This window comes from Formosa sp. Hel1_33_131, assembly GCF_001735745.1.
Taxonomy (GTDB): Bacteria; Bacteroidota; Bacteroidia; order Flavobacteriales; family Flavobacteriaceae; genus Hel1-33-131.
This window is the reverse complement of sequence record NZ_CP017260.1, coordinates 497,501-513,839: the sequence shown is the minus strand read 5'-3', so window position 1 is coordinate 513,839 and position 16,339 is coordinate 497,501. Positions and strand designations below refer to the sequence as shown.

The following is a 16,339-nucleotide window of genomic DNA, read 5'->3' as shown; positions in this document are numbered from 1 at the left end:
GCGTATGAAAATTCTAGATTGGTACATATTAAAGCGGTATTTGTTTACATTTTTCATGATGTTATTACTGTTTATTCCTATCGGAATTACGATCAATCTTGCTGAAAAAATTGATCGTATTTTAGAGTATGAAGTCCCTTTTCCAGAAGTCGTCTCTTATTATTTTGATTTCACAATATATTTTGCCACCCTCTTATTTCCGTTGTTTTTATTTTTATCGGTCATCTGGTTTACGTCCAAACTCGCCAACAACACAGAAATTGTTGCGTTTTTGAGTTCAGGTGTATCTTTCTCACGGTTTTTACGACCCTATTTAATTGGAGCTACTTTTGTTGCAGGCCTCGCATTGATGCTAGGAATGTACTGGGCACCTATTGCCAGTAAAGGATTTAATGAATTTACATACAAGTATCTAAACAGTAATAAAGTTGTTGAAACCCAACACATCTACCGACAAATAAATGATAATGATTACATTTATGTTAGTAATTTTGACACCAAGGCAAAGCGGGGAAATAATTTCACCCTTGAACATTTTGAAGGTAATAAGTTAGCCTACAAAATTCATGCCTCTCAAATTCGTTATATCGAAAAAGACAGTACCTATCAATTGACAAATTATAATTTAAGAACCATAGGTGAAAACGAAGATCAACTTGAATACATTCGTAAAAAAGACACCATTTTCAGTTTTGACTTGCAAGATTTAACCCCCCCAATGTACGTTGCTGAAACACTGACCTATGGAGAGTTAATGACATTTATTGCTCGTGAAGAAGTACGTGGGTCTTCTAATATCAACCGTTATAAAGTAGTGCAATATAAAAAATGGAGTTTACCAGTATCCGTTTTTATACTCACCATTATTGCTGTTGCAGTATCTTCTGTCAAACGCCGTGGAGGGATGGGTGTTAATTTAGCATTCGGAATAGTCATTGCTATGATTTATGTATTTTTCGATAAAGTCTTTGGAGTGATGGCGGAGCAATCTGATTTTTCTCCATTATTGGCCGTTTGGTTTCCAAACATTGTCTTTGGAAGTTTAGCAATTTACCTCTTGTACAATGCAAAGCGATAAACTCAAAAACTATCTCCACCTTCATTTTTTGGTGCTCATTGCGGGATTTACAGCTATTTTAGGAGAACTCATTTCGATAGAGGCAATTTCTTTGGTTTGGTACCGAATGACCATCGCAGGCGTCCTCATGTTTCTGTTTATCAAGTTTAAAAAGATGTCGCTTAAAGTACCGCTAAAGGCAGTCATTAGATTTTCAATTGCGGGGGTGATCATCGCCTTGCATTGGATCACGTTTTTTGCCGCCATCAAAGCCTCTAATATTTCTATCACCCTTGCCATGTTTTCTACAGGTGCCTTTTTTGCCTCTCTGATAGAACCCTTGTTTTACAAACGTAAAATTATCGGCTATGAAATTATATTTGGATTCATTGTCATTGCAGGGGTTGTCTTAATCACACAAACGGAGTTACAATATCTTTTAGGAATAGCCCTTGGCATTTCCTCGGCCTTATTTTCTACGCTTTTTGCTGTTCTCAATGGGCAATTTGTAAAAAAATATAAAGCCAGTGTCATCTCATTTTATGAATTTGTAAGTGGCGTTTTGTTTATGTCTATTTTTATTGCCTTTACAGGAGATGGATTTGACGCCTCTTATTTTCAGCTTAGCAGTTCCGATTGGATATGTCTCTTTATTCTAGCATCCATCTGTACAGCTTATGCATTTATAGCCTCCATTCATGTGATGAAACACATCACCCCTTATACTCTGGTGCTTACTTATAACCTAGAACCCATTTATGGAATTGTACTTGCAGTGATATTATTTCCACAAACAGAAACCATGCGACCGCTATTTTACATCGGTGCAGCCCTTATAATTTCCACTGTACTTCTTAATGCCATGTTTAAAAACATCAATAAATCCAAAATCTAAGCTTTGAAATCTATTTAAACCTATTAAAGTTTTATATTTGTACACTAACTAAAAACTAATCTTGAATTTCTATGGAATATCTAGAATTTGAGTTGCCTATAAAGGAACTAGAAGATCAATTACAAAAATGTCAAATTATTGGAGAGGAGAGTGATGTAGATGTCACTGAAACATGTATTCAGATTCAAAAGAAACTGGACCTTGCCAAAAAGGATATTTATAAAAACTTAACACCTTGGCAGCGCGTACAGTTGTCGAGACATCCCGACAGACCTTATACCTTAGATTATATCAACGCAATTTGTGGAGATTCATTTTTGGAGCTTCATGGCGATCGTAATTTTAAGGACGATAAAGCAATGATTGGCGGATTGGGAAAAATTGGCGATCAAAGTTTTATGTTCATTGGTCAACAAAAAGGATATAACACCAAAACCCGTCAATACCGAAACTTCGGAATGGCAAATCCAGAAGGGTATCGAAAAGCTTTGCGCTTGATGAAATCTGCTGAAAAATTTGGAATTCCTGTCGTATCGTTAATTGACACCCCTGGTGCATACCCTGGATTGGAAGCGGAGGAACGCGGACAAGGGGAAGCCATCGCTCGAAATATTCTTGAGATGACCCGTTTGAAAGTCCCAATCATCACCATCATTATTGGTGAAGGTGCTTCTGGAGGCGCCCTCGGAATTGGGGTAGGAGATAAAGTCTTGATGTTAGAAAATACGTGGTACTCAGTGATCTCACCAGAATCCTGCTCTTCTATTTTATGGAGAAGTTGGGAATATAAAGAGCAAGCAGCTGAAGCCTTAAAACTAACCGCTAAAGATATGAAGCGAATGAAATTGGTGGACGAAATTGTAAAAGAACCACTGGGAGGTGCTCATAAAGATCGGGAGCAAACATTTGTTACAGTTTCCAATACGATTGTGAAGTCGTATAATGAATTTAAAAACTTATCACCAAAAGAATTGGTAGATCAACGTATGGATAAGTACTCTCAAATGGGGGTTTATAAAGATTAAGTTATAGACTTCATCTTATAAAAAATTAAGTCAAGTGTTTCACTTGACTTTTTTGATGCTTATTAACAATATTTTGAACTTATAAACAGTTCAATTGTTGAGTATCCCTTACCTTTACAATACGATTTATACTCATATTTTAAGTACTTTCGTAAGCGTTAAACAAGCCCCCTTTAAAATAGTATTACCAAAGTAATGATTCATAGCGATCTTATAGGACCGTTAAAAAACATTGAATAAAATTAGATGAAGCAACCAGAACCAGTAAAAGTTTACAAAAAAGACAAAAGCACGCTCATTAGCTTGGAAAAAGGAAAAATCCCACCACAAGCGACTGATTTGGAAGAAGTTGTTCTTGGGGCCATGATGATTGATAAAAAAGGAGTCGATGAAGTCATCGATATTCTTAGTATGGATGCTTTTTATAAAGATGCCCATCAATATATTTTTGAAGCGATTCTTCAATTATTTGAAAACAGTGAACCTGTAGATTTATTAACAGTTTCAACTCAATTACGTAAAAACTCAAAACTTGATTTAGTAGGAGGGGATTTCTACCTTATATCATTGACTCAAAAAGTATCTTCATCGGCACATATTGAGTTTCATGCACGTATCATTTTACAAAAATTTATTCAGCGAAGTTTAATTAAAATTTCAAATGAAATCATAGAAGATGCCTTTGATGAAACCAAAGATGTTTTTGATTTATTAGACAAGGCCGAATCACGATTGTATGAAGTCACCCAAGGAAATATTAAAAAATCGACGGAAACAGCCCAAGATTTAGTATTTCAAGCTAAGAAAAAAATTGAAGAAATATCCAACAAAGAAGGACTTTCTGGAGTCCCTTCAGGATTTGATAAATTAGACAAACTCACGTCGGGTTGGCAAGAAAGTGATTTGATTATCATCGCAGCCCGTCCAGGTATGGGAAAAACAGCCTTGACACTGTCCATGGCGCGTAACATTGCCGTCACTCAAAACATTCCTGTAGCGTTCTTTTCATTAGAGATGTCGTCTGTGCAATTAATCACACGTTTGATTTCTTCTGAAACAGGATTAAACTCTGAGAAACTAAGAACAGGTCGCCTCGAAAAACACGAATGGGAGCAGTTGAATGTTAAAGTAAAAGCACTCGAAAAAGCACCTTTATATATAGATGACACCCCTTCCTTATCTATTTTTGATTTAAGAGCAAAGGCACGCCGTTTGGCTTCACAAAATGGAATCCGACTTATTGTAGTGGATTATTTACAATTGATGACTGCTGGTGGGTCTCAAAAAAGTGGAAATCGTGAACAAGAAATCTCTATGATTTCTCGAAACTTGAAAGCCCTCGCAAAAGAATTAAGCATCCCTGTAATTGCATTATCGCAATTGTCTAGAGCCGTGGAAACTCGTGGAGGGAGCAAGCGTCCGTTGCTATCGGATTTGAGAGAATCAGGAGCCATTGAGCAAGATGCAGATATTGTATCCTTTATTTACCGTCCCGAATATTATAAAATTGATGAGTGGGATGATGAGCAACACACCCCTTCAGAAGGTCAAGCGGAATTTATCATTGCAAAACACCGTAATGGCGGGCTCGAAAATATCCGTCTGAAATTCATTGGACATTTAGGGAAGTTTGATAATCTCGATGATTTTGACTCCCCATTTGATACCGAATTTCATTCCAAAATGAATGCGGCTGCGAATGATGACACCTTTAAACAGGAGAATTTTAGGGTCGATCCAAGTGATGCATTTGGAGATTCTGATGATGATACGCCTTATTAAACCATTTTAGATCATTTTTTTGAGTATATTTAGGGGATGAAACACGAATTACTGAGTCTTTTTTTAGCACTATCCTTTCAAATTCATGCCTCGTACATTCTCATTCCGATGGATGCCGAGAGTCAAAAAAATCATTTGAAAGCATACGGAATTACGTATTGGACCTTACATAAACAAGAAAATGTCAAATGGCTTCTCAATTACAGAGGCGGTTCTTTTTTGTTACCCTACATAGACGCCATCGAAAAAGAATGCCTGATCCGAGGGGTTTCTTACGAACTAATTAGTGATGCCGAAGCCGAAGCCATTCTTCTTGAAATAAGCAGTCCGAGTAAAAATATGGATGCAGTCATTCTTGAAAAAGCACCTAAAATTGCGGTCTATTCTCCCAGTGGGAAACAACCTTGGGACGATGCTGTGACCATGGTTTTGACTTATGCAGAAATTCCCTACGAAATTATTTACGACACCGAAGTCTTGAGTGATGCTTTATTGCTTTATGACTGGTTACACCTCCATCACGAAGATTTTACAGGACAATATGGTAAATTCTATAGAGCCTACAGAAATGCAGCTTGGTATATTGAGCAACAACAAACCGCCGAAAAACTCGCCACGAGTTTAGGATACGATAAAGTTTCTGAAGAAAAACTAGCAGTCGCCCAGAAAATTAGAGAGTATGTTTTGGGAGGTGGTTTTATGTTTGCCATGTGCAGTGCCACCGATAGTTTCGACATTGCTTTGGCTACTCAATCTCTTGATATTTGTGAGCCGATGTTTGATGGCGATGGCACTACCTCCAATTACCAATCACAATTAGATTACTCTAAAACCTTTGCTTTTAAAGATTTCATTTTGGAACGCGATCCAAAAGTATATGAATTTTCAAGTATTGATATGACCCAAAGACGCAAGATTCCTAAGGAGTTAGATTATTTCACCCTCATGGAATATTCTGCAAAATGGGACCCCATTCCAACCATGCTCAATCAAAACCATACAGCGCTTGTGAAAGGATTTATGGGACAAACCACGTCCTATTCGAGAGATCAAGTCAAGTCCAATGTACTCGTCATGGGGGAGAATAAATCTAACGGAGAGGCGCGCTATATCCATGGGATTAAAGGACAAGGATTTTTTACGTTTTATGGAGGTCACGATCCCGAAGATTATACCCATAGAGTAGGGGATCCCAAAACTGAATTGGACTTACATCCAACCTCGCCAGGCTATCGACTCATTTTAAACAATGTATTATTCCCCGCAGCCCGAAAGAAAAAACAAAAAACTTAATTTTTAATAGGGATATAATACTTTATTCATCCTTTTTTCTTAAAACAAAAACCACATGCTTCGTAAACTCTTAATTATTTTATTAGTATTTCAATTCACTGCCTGTGCTGGGCTGCAACAAGTGGTTGACTACATCCCACTTCCTACTACTGTTGGTTTGCCGAATACAGATATAGCTTCTGGACTTCGGGAGGCACTTAATGTGGGTATCGAGAAGCAAGTTGGAAAGCTCACCCAACAAGATGGATTTTTTAAAAATGAACTTGTTAAAATCACCTTGCCAGAGGAGTTGAAGAAAGTAGATAAAGCACTAAGAAGGATTGGACTGAGTAGTTTAGCGGATGAAGGATTAAAAGTTTTGAACCGTGCTGCAGAAGACGCTGTGAAAGAAGCCACTCCCGTATTTATCTCGGCAGTAAAAGAGATCAAATTTGACGATGCCAAAACCATTTTATTGGGCAATAATACGGCTGCTACCGACTATTTAACCTCTAAAACCGAAGCAACGTTATACCAAAAATTTCAACCCGTGATTAAAAAATCATTTTCTAAAGTGGGCGCTGATAAAATATGGGCTAATTTAATTCAAAAATACAATAAGATTCCATTTACTAAACTTGTGAACACGGATCTTACAGATTATGTGACTACGGAAGCACTAAAAGGCGTTTATAAGATGATAGCCATAGAGGAAGAACAAATTCGCACACGACTCTCATCTCGAACAACAGACTTGCTTCGGACTGTATTTGCTTTGCAAGATAAATAGAGTTTTATTTAAACGGATTATAAAACATTTCAAAGACCGAAACCCACATGAGAATTAATCTTTATTAGTATATTGGTGTTTTAAAAAGTATATCATCTTTTTTGTAACTGTAATTATTATTTTTTTCTAACATGAATTCAACACCTTCGCTACATAGAACAGATCTCGCTCAGCTGATTGTGAATAGAATTGTGCAAGAAAAAGACCGTATTAAAATACAGTATGAAGTGTCTAAAAATCAGATCGGCTATTTTTTTATAGATGATTTATTGCCTCCAGAAATCACAGAATACGTCAACAGTCAGTTTCCATCAAAAGACGCCATGGTTCTCAAGAAAAGCATTCGTGAAAACAAGTATATTGGAGTTCAAATGAATCAATATGCACGGATTTTAGAAGAACTTATTTATGCGTTTCAAGATGAACGTGTTGTAAATATAATTAAAGATATTTGTAATATTGACGACCTTCAGCCAGATGTAAACTTATATGCAGGTGGATTGTCTTCTATGAAACACGCTCAGTTTTTGAATCCTCATTTAGACAACTCTCACGATAAAGAACGCAACCGTTGGCGGGTGTTGAATTTATTATTTTATGTCACTCCAAATTGGTTGGACTCTAATGGTGGACATTTAGAACTTTGGCCAGAAGGATTAAAACAAGATCAAACCACTTTATACTCCCGTTTTAATCGTCTTATTGTGATGGCAACTCACGATAAATCATGGCATTCTGTAAACCCTGTTGTGGCAGATGCTTCTCGGAATTGTGTTTCTAATTATTATTTTTCGAGCACTTCTCTTTCGAATTCAGATAAATTTCATGTGACCACCTTTAGAGGCAGGCCCCATCAAAAACTCCGAAATCAAATTCTAAAATTAGATTCTTTTTTAAGAATGAATTTGAGAAAACTATTTAAAAAAGGAGTTATTGAAAATCCACATGTCTATAAAACAGATAAAGAGTAAATCAACAACTAGTCAATGTTTTTTAGGACACAATATAAATCAAAAAAGCCTCGCATTGCGAGGCTTTTTTATAAGCGAATATGATACAATAGGCTAGTGCCTTAGTTTACTTTATCTACAATAGCTTTGAAAGCCTCTGGGTTGTTCATCGCTAAATCTGCTAAAACCTTACGGTTTAATTCGATATTGTGCGTTTTGAGTTTCCCAATAAATTGTGAATACGATAATCCATGAGCTCTGGCTCCTGCGTTGATACGCATGATCCATAAAGCACGGAATGTTCTTTTCTTATTTCTACGGTCTCTGTAAGCGTATAGCATGGCTTTGTCAACTGCATTTTTTGCAATTGTCCATACGTTTTTACGTCTTCCAAAGTATCCTTTAGCTTGTTTTAATACTTTTTTTCTTCGGGCTCTTTTGGCCACTGAGTTTACTGATCTTGGCATTTCTTAAATGTTTTTTGTAGTAGGCGATTCAATTTTCTTGAATACTTTTAGCGGCCTAACTCCATGGTTTATAAAAATAATTTTTAACCTAAACAACGTTTACTTTAAACGTAATTGTTGTTTAATGTTTGCTTCATCATTCGCATGTACTAATGTACTGTGCGTGAGAGCAAGCTTACGTTTTTTAGACTTCTTCGTTAGAATGTGGCTTTTGAACGCATGCTTTCTTTTGATTTTTCCAGTACCAGTTACTTTAAAACGTTTCTTGGCACTAGACTTGGTTTTCATTTTAGGCATTTTCTCCTTTTATTTAGTTGCTTCGCTTATTTTACTTTTTTAGGGGATATGAACATAATCATACGTTTCCCTTCTAATTTTGGCATCTGCTCTACCTTTCCTAAGTCCTCTAAATCTTGCGCTAAACGCAATAATAAAATTTGACCTTGTTCTTGATAAATGATTGAACGTCCTTTGAAAAATACAAAAGCTTTCAATTTAGCACCTTCCTTTAAAAACTTTTCGGCGTGTTTTTTCTTAAAAGCATAATCATGATCATCGGTTTGAGGTCCAAAACGAATCTCTTTAACCACTACTTTCGTAGCTTTTGATTTGATTACTTTATCACGCTTTTTTTGTTCGTAAAGAAACTTTTTATAATCCATTACCTTACATACAGGAGGAACAGCATTAGGTGAGATTTCCACCAAATCAACCTCTTGCTCTCTAGCAATTGCTAAGGCTTGAGATAAGCTATATACACCAACTTCAACATTGTCACCCACAAGTCTTAACTCTAGTGCAGTGATTCTTTTGTTGATCTTGTGTTGATCTTCTTTAATAATTCTTAGAGGACCTCTGTCTCTTCTTCTACGTATTGCTATGGCTTTATATTTTAGTTAAACTTAAAATTCTTTTAATGTTTTTTTAATTTCTTCTTCTATAATGGATGTAAATGACTCCACACTAATCGTGCCTAAATCGTCTCCACCGTGTTTTCTAACACTTATTGTCCCGTCGAGTTCTTCTTGTTCTCCAACGATAATCATATAAGGAACTTTTTGCATTTCTGCGTCCCGAATTTTCTTACCCATGGTTTCATTTCTGTTGTCCACGAGGGCGCGAATTTCGTTATTTTCTAGCGAATTTAAAACTTTTCGAGCGTATTTTTCATATTTCTCACTAATTGATAGTATAATTACTTGTTCTGGCATCAACCAAAGTGGGAAATTACCGCCTGTATGTTCTAATAATATGGCCACAAATCGCTCCATACTTCCAAAAGGTGCACGGTGAATCATTACGGGTCTATGTAGCTCGTTATCAGCACCTTTATACGTTAAGTCGAAACGTTCAGGCAGGTTGTAATCCACTTGAATCGTCCCAAGTTGCCACTGTCTGCCAAGGGCATCTTTGACCATAAAATCTAATTTAGGTCCATAAAAAGCAGCTTCGCCAGTTTCTATAACATAATTCAACCCTTTGGCTTCCGCAGCATTAATAATTGCTTGTTCTGCTTTGTCCCAAACGTCAGACGCTCCTATATACTTCTCCAAATTCTTTGGATCGCGTACCGAAACCTGCGTTGAAAAGTTTTCAAACCCTAAAGAGCCAAACACATACAGCACCAAGTCAATTACATTTTGAAACTCTTCGTTTAATTGGTCAGGGGTGCAAAAAATATGCGCATCATCTTGCGTGAATCCACGAACTCTTGTCAAGCCATGTAATTCACCACTTTGTTCGTACCTATATACAGTCCCAAATTCGGCAAATCGTTTTGGTAATTCTTTATAGCTAAACGGTTTTGCGTTATAAATCTCACAATGGTGAGGGCAATTCATCGGTTTCAGTAAAAACTCTTCGCCATCCTTTGGTGTTTTGATAGTTTGAAAACTATCGGCTCCGTATTTTTCATAATGTCCAGAAGTGATATACAATTCTTTTTGACCGATATGCGGTGTGATTACCATTTCATAACCTGCTTTTTGTTGAGCTTTCTTTAAAAAGTCTTCCAAGCGCGATCGTAAAGCAGCCCCTTTTGGCAGCCATAGCGGTAATCCTTGACCTACTTTTTTAGAGAAGGTGAACAACTCTAACTGTTTCCCTAACTTTCTATGATCTCTTTTTTTAGCTTCTTCTAAAAGTATTAAATATTCAGTGAGTTCTTTTTGTTTTGGAAATGAAATCCCATACACTCTGGTGAGTTGGGTATTGTTTTCATCACCCCTCCAGTAGGCGCCTGCAACACTTAAAATCTTAACGGCTTTAATTATGCCCGTATTTGGAATGTGGCCCCCACGACATAAATCTGTAAAAGAAGAATGATCGCAAAATGTAATTTCGCCATCCGTAAGGTTTTCAATCAATTCAACCTTATAAGTATTTTCTTCCTTAGTGTATTTTGAAAGTGCATCTGCTTTTGAAACAGATTTGATGGTAAAATCATGTTTTCCACGCGCAATCTCAATCATCTTATCTTCGATGCGTTTAAAATCTTTATCCGAAATCACTTGGTCTCCCAAATCGACATCGTAATAAAACCCATTATCAATTGCTGGACCAATAGAAAGTTTCACACCTGGAAACAATTCTTCTAAAGCCTGCGCAAGTACGTGAGAAGACGAATGCCAAAATGCTTTTTTGCCTGCATCATCTTTCCATGTATATAAGGTAAGACTGCCATCCGTGGTTAATAGGGTAGAGGTTTCAACGGTAATATCGTTAAACTTAGCCGAAATGACATTTCGAGCGAACCCTTCACTAATATCCTTAGCAACGTCCAATACAGTAAGGTTTTCTTCAAAAGACCTTATACTTCCATCCGGTAACGTAATGTGAATCATAATTCATTTTATAATAAGAGACAAATATAGGGTGTCCTTTTTACTCTGACAATAACATTTAATTTTTTTAATTTTTTTTATGGGTTTTATCATAAAATTGCTTAATTTTGAGCGTGTTACCCTAAATACCTACTTAGACAATGAATTTAAAAACACCTAAATTAAGGTTTCTATTTTTACTATTCTGGTGTATGGCTTTCTCCCCTGCACAAAATAATTCCTGTCAAAATTTTAATGATGATGCGTTCTTATCTGAAAATAAAACGACTAAAAATTTTGGTATTGAAATCCACGAACTGTACTGTCTAGGTACTCACACAAACAATTACCAAAACCAACTAGTTTACAGCAAAACACTCAAAGAAACTGAACCAGCAAGAGTTAGACAGCTTTCAGAATACCTGTATCTGTATAACAAAACAGGTAATTAACTTTATAAATAATCTATGACTTAAAACTAAATAATTTTAACATCAAAAACCCTAAACTCTATTATTATGAAAAATTATTACTTAAAAAAAACACTATTAATGCTGTTTTTATTTTGTGGAACAGCCCTGTTTTCACAAAACCAATATTGGGAAAAAGCAACGACATCCAGGTTTTCTGAAGCTGAAATACTTCAAAGAAATTCCGTGCCGAATTCTTTTGAAATATTTCATTTAAACATGGAGAAGTTTTCAGAGGTTTTAGATTTAGCCCCTCTGAGAAGTCCAGGCACAATCCGTTCTTCTGTAGTTATAGAATTTCCCATATCTGATGGTTCATTCCAACAATTTACAATTACAGAATCTCCAATTATGCATCCAACACTTGCGGCTAAATTCCCCCAAATTAAAACCTACAAAGCTATTGGAATTGACGACCCTACAGCAACCATGCGATTTAGCGTAACCCAGTTTGGGTTGCATTCCATTAAATTATCAGGTATCGATGGTGCGTCTTTTATTGATCCTTACACAACAGATCGTGAAAACTACATCGTTTATAATAAAGGGTCTCTAGATGCAGATTACGGAAATTTTGAATGTTTAACTGATAATGACATCCATATAACATCCTTAGGCGATAACTATGAACTTGATAGAGCAGACACCAATGATCGAAAATTAAGAACCTACCGTTTGGCCCTTTCTTCAACAGGTGAGTACAGTTCTATTTTTGCAGGTTCAGGTACTGAAGCAGAGCAAAAAGCCAATGTTATGGCACAAATGACCATAACAATGAACCGAGTTAATGAAATATATGAAAGAGATTTGGCGATAACATTGCAGTTTATCGCAAATAATGATGCCATCATATACTTGGATGCTTCCTCCGACCCTTGGAGTGGGGAGTGGAATAGTACCACCCAAACAGTAATTGATAATACGATTGGCAGTGCGAATTACGATATTGGTCATAATTTCAATACCTCTAATGGGGGTAATGCGGGTTGTCTTGCTTGTGTTTGTACAGATGGACAAAAAGGGAGCGGATATACAGGACGTTCAGACCCTACTGGAGATCCTTTTGATATTGACTATGTTGCTCATGAAATGGGGCATCAATTTGGGGGATGGCATACGATGAATTCCTGTTCTCGTTCAGGTAATGGATCTACAGAAGTTGAGCCTGGATCGGGTAGTTCTATTATGGGGTATGCAGGGATCTGTTCTCCTAATGTACAGCCTAATAGCGATGCTCATTTTAATTATGTCAATATAAGAGATATACAGGACAATATACAGACAGGCAACAGTAGCTCTTGTGATGTAGAAACTTCATTGACTAACCAACCGCCCGTCGCTAATGCAGGTTCGGATTATACGATTCCGAAATCAACCCCCTTTACTCTTAAAGGGACTGCTACAGACCCAGATGGGTTAGCAACCTTAACCTATAACTGGTCTCAAAATGATCCTGAGCAATCCCCCAGTAATACTGCACCACAATCGAATTGGGTTGTGGGACCTTTGTATAGATCAAGATTGCCAATAACATCTCCTAATAGATCAATGCCACAAATGAGTGACGTAGTCGCTAATAATTTAACACCTACTTGGGAAGTGACTCCTTCAGTAGCCCGACAGATGAGTTTTTCATTTACAGTAAGAGATAATGGGAGTGGCTTCGCAAATGGTATTGGTCAAACAAGCTCCGATTTGATGGACGTAACTGTAGTTGATGTAAATCCATTTGTGATGACTGCTCCTAATACAGCAGTTAGTTGGAATGTATCATCAACCGAAACGGTTACCTGGGATGTTGGACAAACCAATAACAGTACTATTAATTGTCAAACTGTGAATATTAAATTATCTACTGACGGGGGAATGACCTATCCAATAGTATTAGCAAGTAATACGCCAAATGATGGTTCGGAAGCTATTTCTATCCCAGATAATCAAACAACGACAGCTAGGATAATGGTCGAAGCAGCGGATAATATATTTTATGATATTTCTGATACAAACTTCACCATCGGTGCGCCTAACAGTCCAACGTTTACAATCTCTATACCAGCAACGCAAACGTCACAAGTGTTATGTGCTCCATCAAACAGTGTTATTGATGTTTCATACCAAGTTTTTTTAGGATTCAATGAAGTAACAACATTCTCGGCTAGTGGAGTACCTTCTGGGGTTTCTGTAAATTTTTCAGCAAATAACATTAATTCTAGCCAAACGGTTGTAGTTACGATTAGTCCAACAAATTCGGTTTCTCCAGGTACCTATCCAATTGTAATTAATGCGCAATCGAGTTCAGTGCAAAGATCAGAAACCATTAATTTTGAAGTGTACAGCACTAGTTTTAGTACAGTCAATTTAACGTTTCCTACTCAAAATGCAACGGATGTTCCTTTAACGACTCCACTTAATTGGGATGCGGATTCAAATGCATCTAGTTATGTGATTCAAATTGCTAAAAACACTTCATTTACTAATAATTTAGTAACGTATAACTCAACTACGAATTCGCTTGATTTGAATTCCCTTCAAACTATGACTCCTTATTATTGGAGGGTTGCTCCTAAAAATCTCTGTGGTCAAGGAGCTTTTTCTTTAACTCGTAGTTTTACGACTGCTGCTGTTGCTTGTGGTGGGGTTAATTCAACTGAAAATAATTTAACCTTTCCACCTTTTTCAATTGGAGGAGCCAATTTCGTTAGAACTTCCACTCTAAATGTAGGAATTGATACTATAATCACTGATGTCGATGCGACAATTAATGTTCAACATGGTTTGTCTGCGGATATTGAATTGAAATTAACATCCCCTGGAGGTACTACAATTACATTATTAAACGCTAACAGGTGTGCTAGTGGAGCAGATATTGCTGTAACCTTTGATGACCAAGGAACAGCGCTAAACTGTAGTTCTTCCGCTCCTGCTGTTTCTGGAACCGTCATTCCATTTCAGGCCTTGTCTGCTTTCAACGGAGAATCTTCTGTAGGAGATTGGACTTTAACAATTACAGATACAGCTCCAAGTTCGATTGGTGGGGAATTTCTGAATTTCAGTCTCAATATATGTGGACCACCTCTCGGTGTTTCTAAAGAATCAATCGATGATTTTGTAGTTATACCTAATCCATCTGATGGACAGTTTGATTTTAAACTTCCCACAGGATTCAATGCGGATGTAAAAGTTTTAGTCCATGATCTTCATGGAAGAACTATATATAAGAAAGTATTTACTAATAAATCACAACGTTTTCACACAGTAGTTCTAAATAATGCATCCCAAGGAATGTATTTTTTAAATGTTTCTGATGGAGTTCGTACAGCAGTAAAACGAATCATAGTTAGATAATTCAACTTATTATTCATTTAAAAAAGTCTTGGCATTCAATGTTAAGACTTTTTTCTTATAACCCCCTTGCTCTAACCACTTGTAATTCAGCAGATAGAAACGGGTAAAAAAAATAAACAAAAAAACACAAAAAATAAATCTTGTTTAGGGTAAAAAAGGTTGTATGTTTGCAGCCGCTAAAAAACGGTAGTAGATTATTAAAAGTTCTTTGATTAATTGTGGTGTTATAAGGTTTGAAAAAAAAGATAATTTTATTTTCAAAAAGCATTGCGATAACCAAAAAAGGTTTTATATTTGCAGCCGCTTAGGTTCTTAGGGATCTGCGAAAAAGATAAAAAGTTCATTAAACATATTGATTGACAGCGTAAAGAATTAATTGGAAACGATTAATTTAATACAGAGAATAAACCATTTTGAGTACAACACATTAAATTTCCTTTAGTTGTTAAGAGTACAGGTTTCTTAAGAGAAACTTTAAAAATTAACGATGAAGAGTTTGATCCTGGCTCAGGATGAACGCTAGCGGCAGGCTTAACACATGCAAGTCGAGGGGTAACAGAGTAGCTTGCTACTGCTGACGACCGGCGCACGGGTGCGTAACGCGTATACAATCTACCTTATACTGGGGTATAGCCTTTAGAAATGAAGATTAACCCCCCATAGTCTCTAAGAGTGGCATCACATTTAGAGTAAAGGTTACGGTATAAGATGAGTATGCGTTCTATTAGTTTGTTGGTGAGGTAACGGCTTACCAAGACTACGATAGATAGGGGCCCTGAGAGGGGGATCCCCCACACTGGTACTGAGACACGGACCAGACTCCTACGGGAGGCAGCAGTGAGGAATATTGGACAATGGAGGCAACTCTGATCCAGCCATGCCGCGTGTAGGATGACTGCCCTATGGGTTGTAAACTACTTTTATACAGGAAGAAACACCTCTACGTGTAGAGGCTTGACGGTACTGTAAGAATAAGGATCGGCTAACTCCGTGCCAGCAGCCGCGGTAATACGGAGGATCCAAGCGTTATCCGGAATCATTGGGTTTAAAGGGTCCGTAGGTGGATAATTAAGTCAGAGGTGAAATCTTGCAGCTCAACTGTAAAATTGCCTTTGAAACTGGTTATCTTGAGTTATTATGAAGTAGTTAGAATATGTAGTGTAGCGGTGAAATGCATAGATATTACATAGAATACCAATTGCGAAGGCAGATTACTAATAATCAACTGACACTGATGGACGAAAGCGTGGGTAGCGAACAGGATTAGATACCCTGGTAGTCCACGCCGTAAACGATGGTTACTAGCTGTTTGGACTTCGGTCTGAGTGGCTAAGCGAAAGTGATAAGTAACCCACCTGGGGAGTACGTTCGCAAGAATGAAACTCAAAGGAATTGACGGGGGCCCGCACAAGCGGTGGAGCATGTGGTTTAATTCGATGATACGCGAGGAACCTTACCAGGGCT

General features: G+C 37.1%; 13 protein-coding genes and 1 rRNA gene (1 of these 14 only partly in view). 10 read left to right on the top strand and 4 right to left on the bottom strand.

Annotated features, from left to right (window positions below; all coding sequences use genetic code 11):
* Positions 1–4: 4 nt before the first annotated feature.
* From FORMB_RS02195 to FORMB_RS02165, 7 genes are all read left to right on the top strand, one after another.
* Positions 5–1,078 (top strand): LptF/LptG family permease, encoded by a 1,074-nt coding sequence (locus FORMB_RS02195; protein WP_069675897.1) that lies wholly within the window; start codon positions 5–7, stop codon positions 1,076–1,078.
* Positions 1,065–1,952 (top strand): DMT family transporter, encoded by an 888-nt coding sequence (locus tag FORMB_RS02190; RefSeq protein ID WP_069675896.1) that lies wholly within the window; start codon positions 1,065–1,067, stop codon positions 1,950–1,952. Before FORMB_RS02195 ends, FORMB_RS02190 begins: the two co-directional genes overlap by 14 nt.
* A 71-nt stretch (positions 1,953–2,023) precedes the next feature.
* Positions 2,024–2,977, top strand: a complete 954-nt coding sequence (locus tag FORMB_RS02185; protein ID WP_069675895.1) for an acetyl-CoA carboxylase carboxyltransferase subunit alpha — start codon at positions 2,024–2,026, stop codon at positions 2,975–2,977.
* A gap of 246 nt (positions 2,978–3,223) precedes the next feature.
* A complete protein-coding gene (dnaB, locus tag FORMB_RS02180; protein ID WP_069675894.1) occupies positions 3,224–4,759 on the top strand; it encodes a replicative DNA helicase in 1,536 nt (511 codons plus the stop codon).
* Positions 4,760–4,867: 108 nt separating this feature from the next.
* Positions 4,868–6,052 (top strand): asparagine synthetase B, encoded by a 1,185-nt coding sequence (locus tag FORMB_RS02175; protein WP_069677865.1) that lies wholly within the window; start codon positions 4,868–4,870, stop codon positions 6,050–6,052.
* Between the two features lie 55 nt (positions 6,053–6,107).
* The gene (locus FORMB_RS02170) at positions 6,108–6,821 is read left to right on the top strand and encodes a DUF4197 domain-containing protein (RefSeq protein ID WP_069675893.1); all 714 of its coding nucleotides are present in this window, start codon (positions 6,108–6,110) and stop codon (positions 6,819–6,821) included.
* 131 nt (positions 6,822–6,952) lie between these two features.
* Positions 6,953–7,792 carry a 2OG-Fe(II) oxygenase gene (locus FORMB_RS02165; RefSeq protein WP_069675892.1) on the top strand — a complete coding sequence of 280 codons (840 nt, stop codon included), beginning with the start codon at positions 6,953–6,955 and terminating at the stop codon, positions 7,790–7,792.
* A gap of 101 nt (positions 7,793–7,893) precedes the next feature.
* Here the strand turns inward: FORMB_RS02165 and rplT are convergent, their stop codons facing one another.
* From rplT to thrS, 4 genes are all read right to left on the bottom strand, one after another.
* On the bottom strand, positions 7,894–8,238 hold the full coding sequence (gene rplT, locus FORMB_RS02160) for a 50S ribosomal protein L20 (RefSeq protein WP_069675891.1): 345 nt from the start codon (positions 8,236–8,238) through the stop codon (positions 7,894–7,896).
* Positions 8,239–8,337: 99 nt separating this feature from the next.
* Complete coding sequence (gene rpmI, locus FORMB_RS02155) at positions 8,338–8,535, bottom strand: 50S ribosomal protein L35 (protein ID WP_069675890.1); 198 nt, start codon at positions 8,533–8,535, stop codon at positions 8,338–8,340.
* 26 nt (positions 8,536–8,561) lie between these two features.
* A complete protein-coding gene (gene infC / locus FORMB_RS02150) occupies positions 8,562–9,077 on the bottom strand; it encodes a translation initiation factor IF-3 (protein ID WP_083243891.1) in 516 nt (171 codons plus the stop codon).
* A 63-nt stretch (positions 9,078–9,140) separates the two neighbouring features.
* Positions 9,141–11,081 (bottom strand): threonine--tRNA ligase, encoded by a 1,941-nt coding sequence (thrS, locus tag FORMB_RS02145; protein WP_069675888.1) that lies wholly within the window; start codon positions 11,079–11,081, stop codon positions 9,141–9,143.
* 140 nt (positions 11,082–11,221) lie between these two features.
* Between thrS and FORMB_RS02140 the strand changes: the two genes are divergently transcribed.
* The 3 genes from FORMB_RS02140 to FORMB_RS02130 all read left to right on the top strand — a co-directional run.
* Complete coding sequence (locus FORMB_RS02140) at positions 11,222–11,512, top strand: hypothetical protein (RefSeq protein WP_157498063.1); 291 nt, start codon at positions 11,222–11,224, stop codon at positions 11,510–11,512.
* 66 nt (positions 11,513–11,578) lie between these two features.
* Entirely contained in the window at positions 11,579–14,875 is a 3,297-nt protein-coding gene (locus FORMB_RS02135; protein WP_069675886.1) for a reprolysin-like metallopeptidase, read from the top strand.
* Between the two features lie 484 nt (positions 14,876–15,359).
* A 16S ribosomal RNA gene (locus FORMB_RS02130) occupies positions 15,360–16,339 on the top strand (it continues 540 nt past the right edge of the window).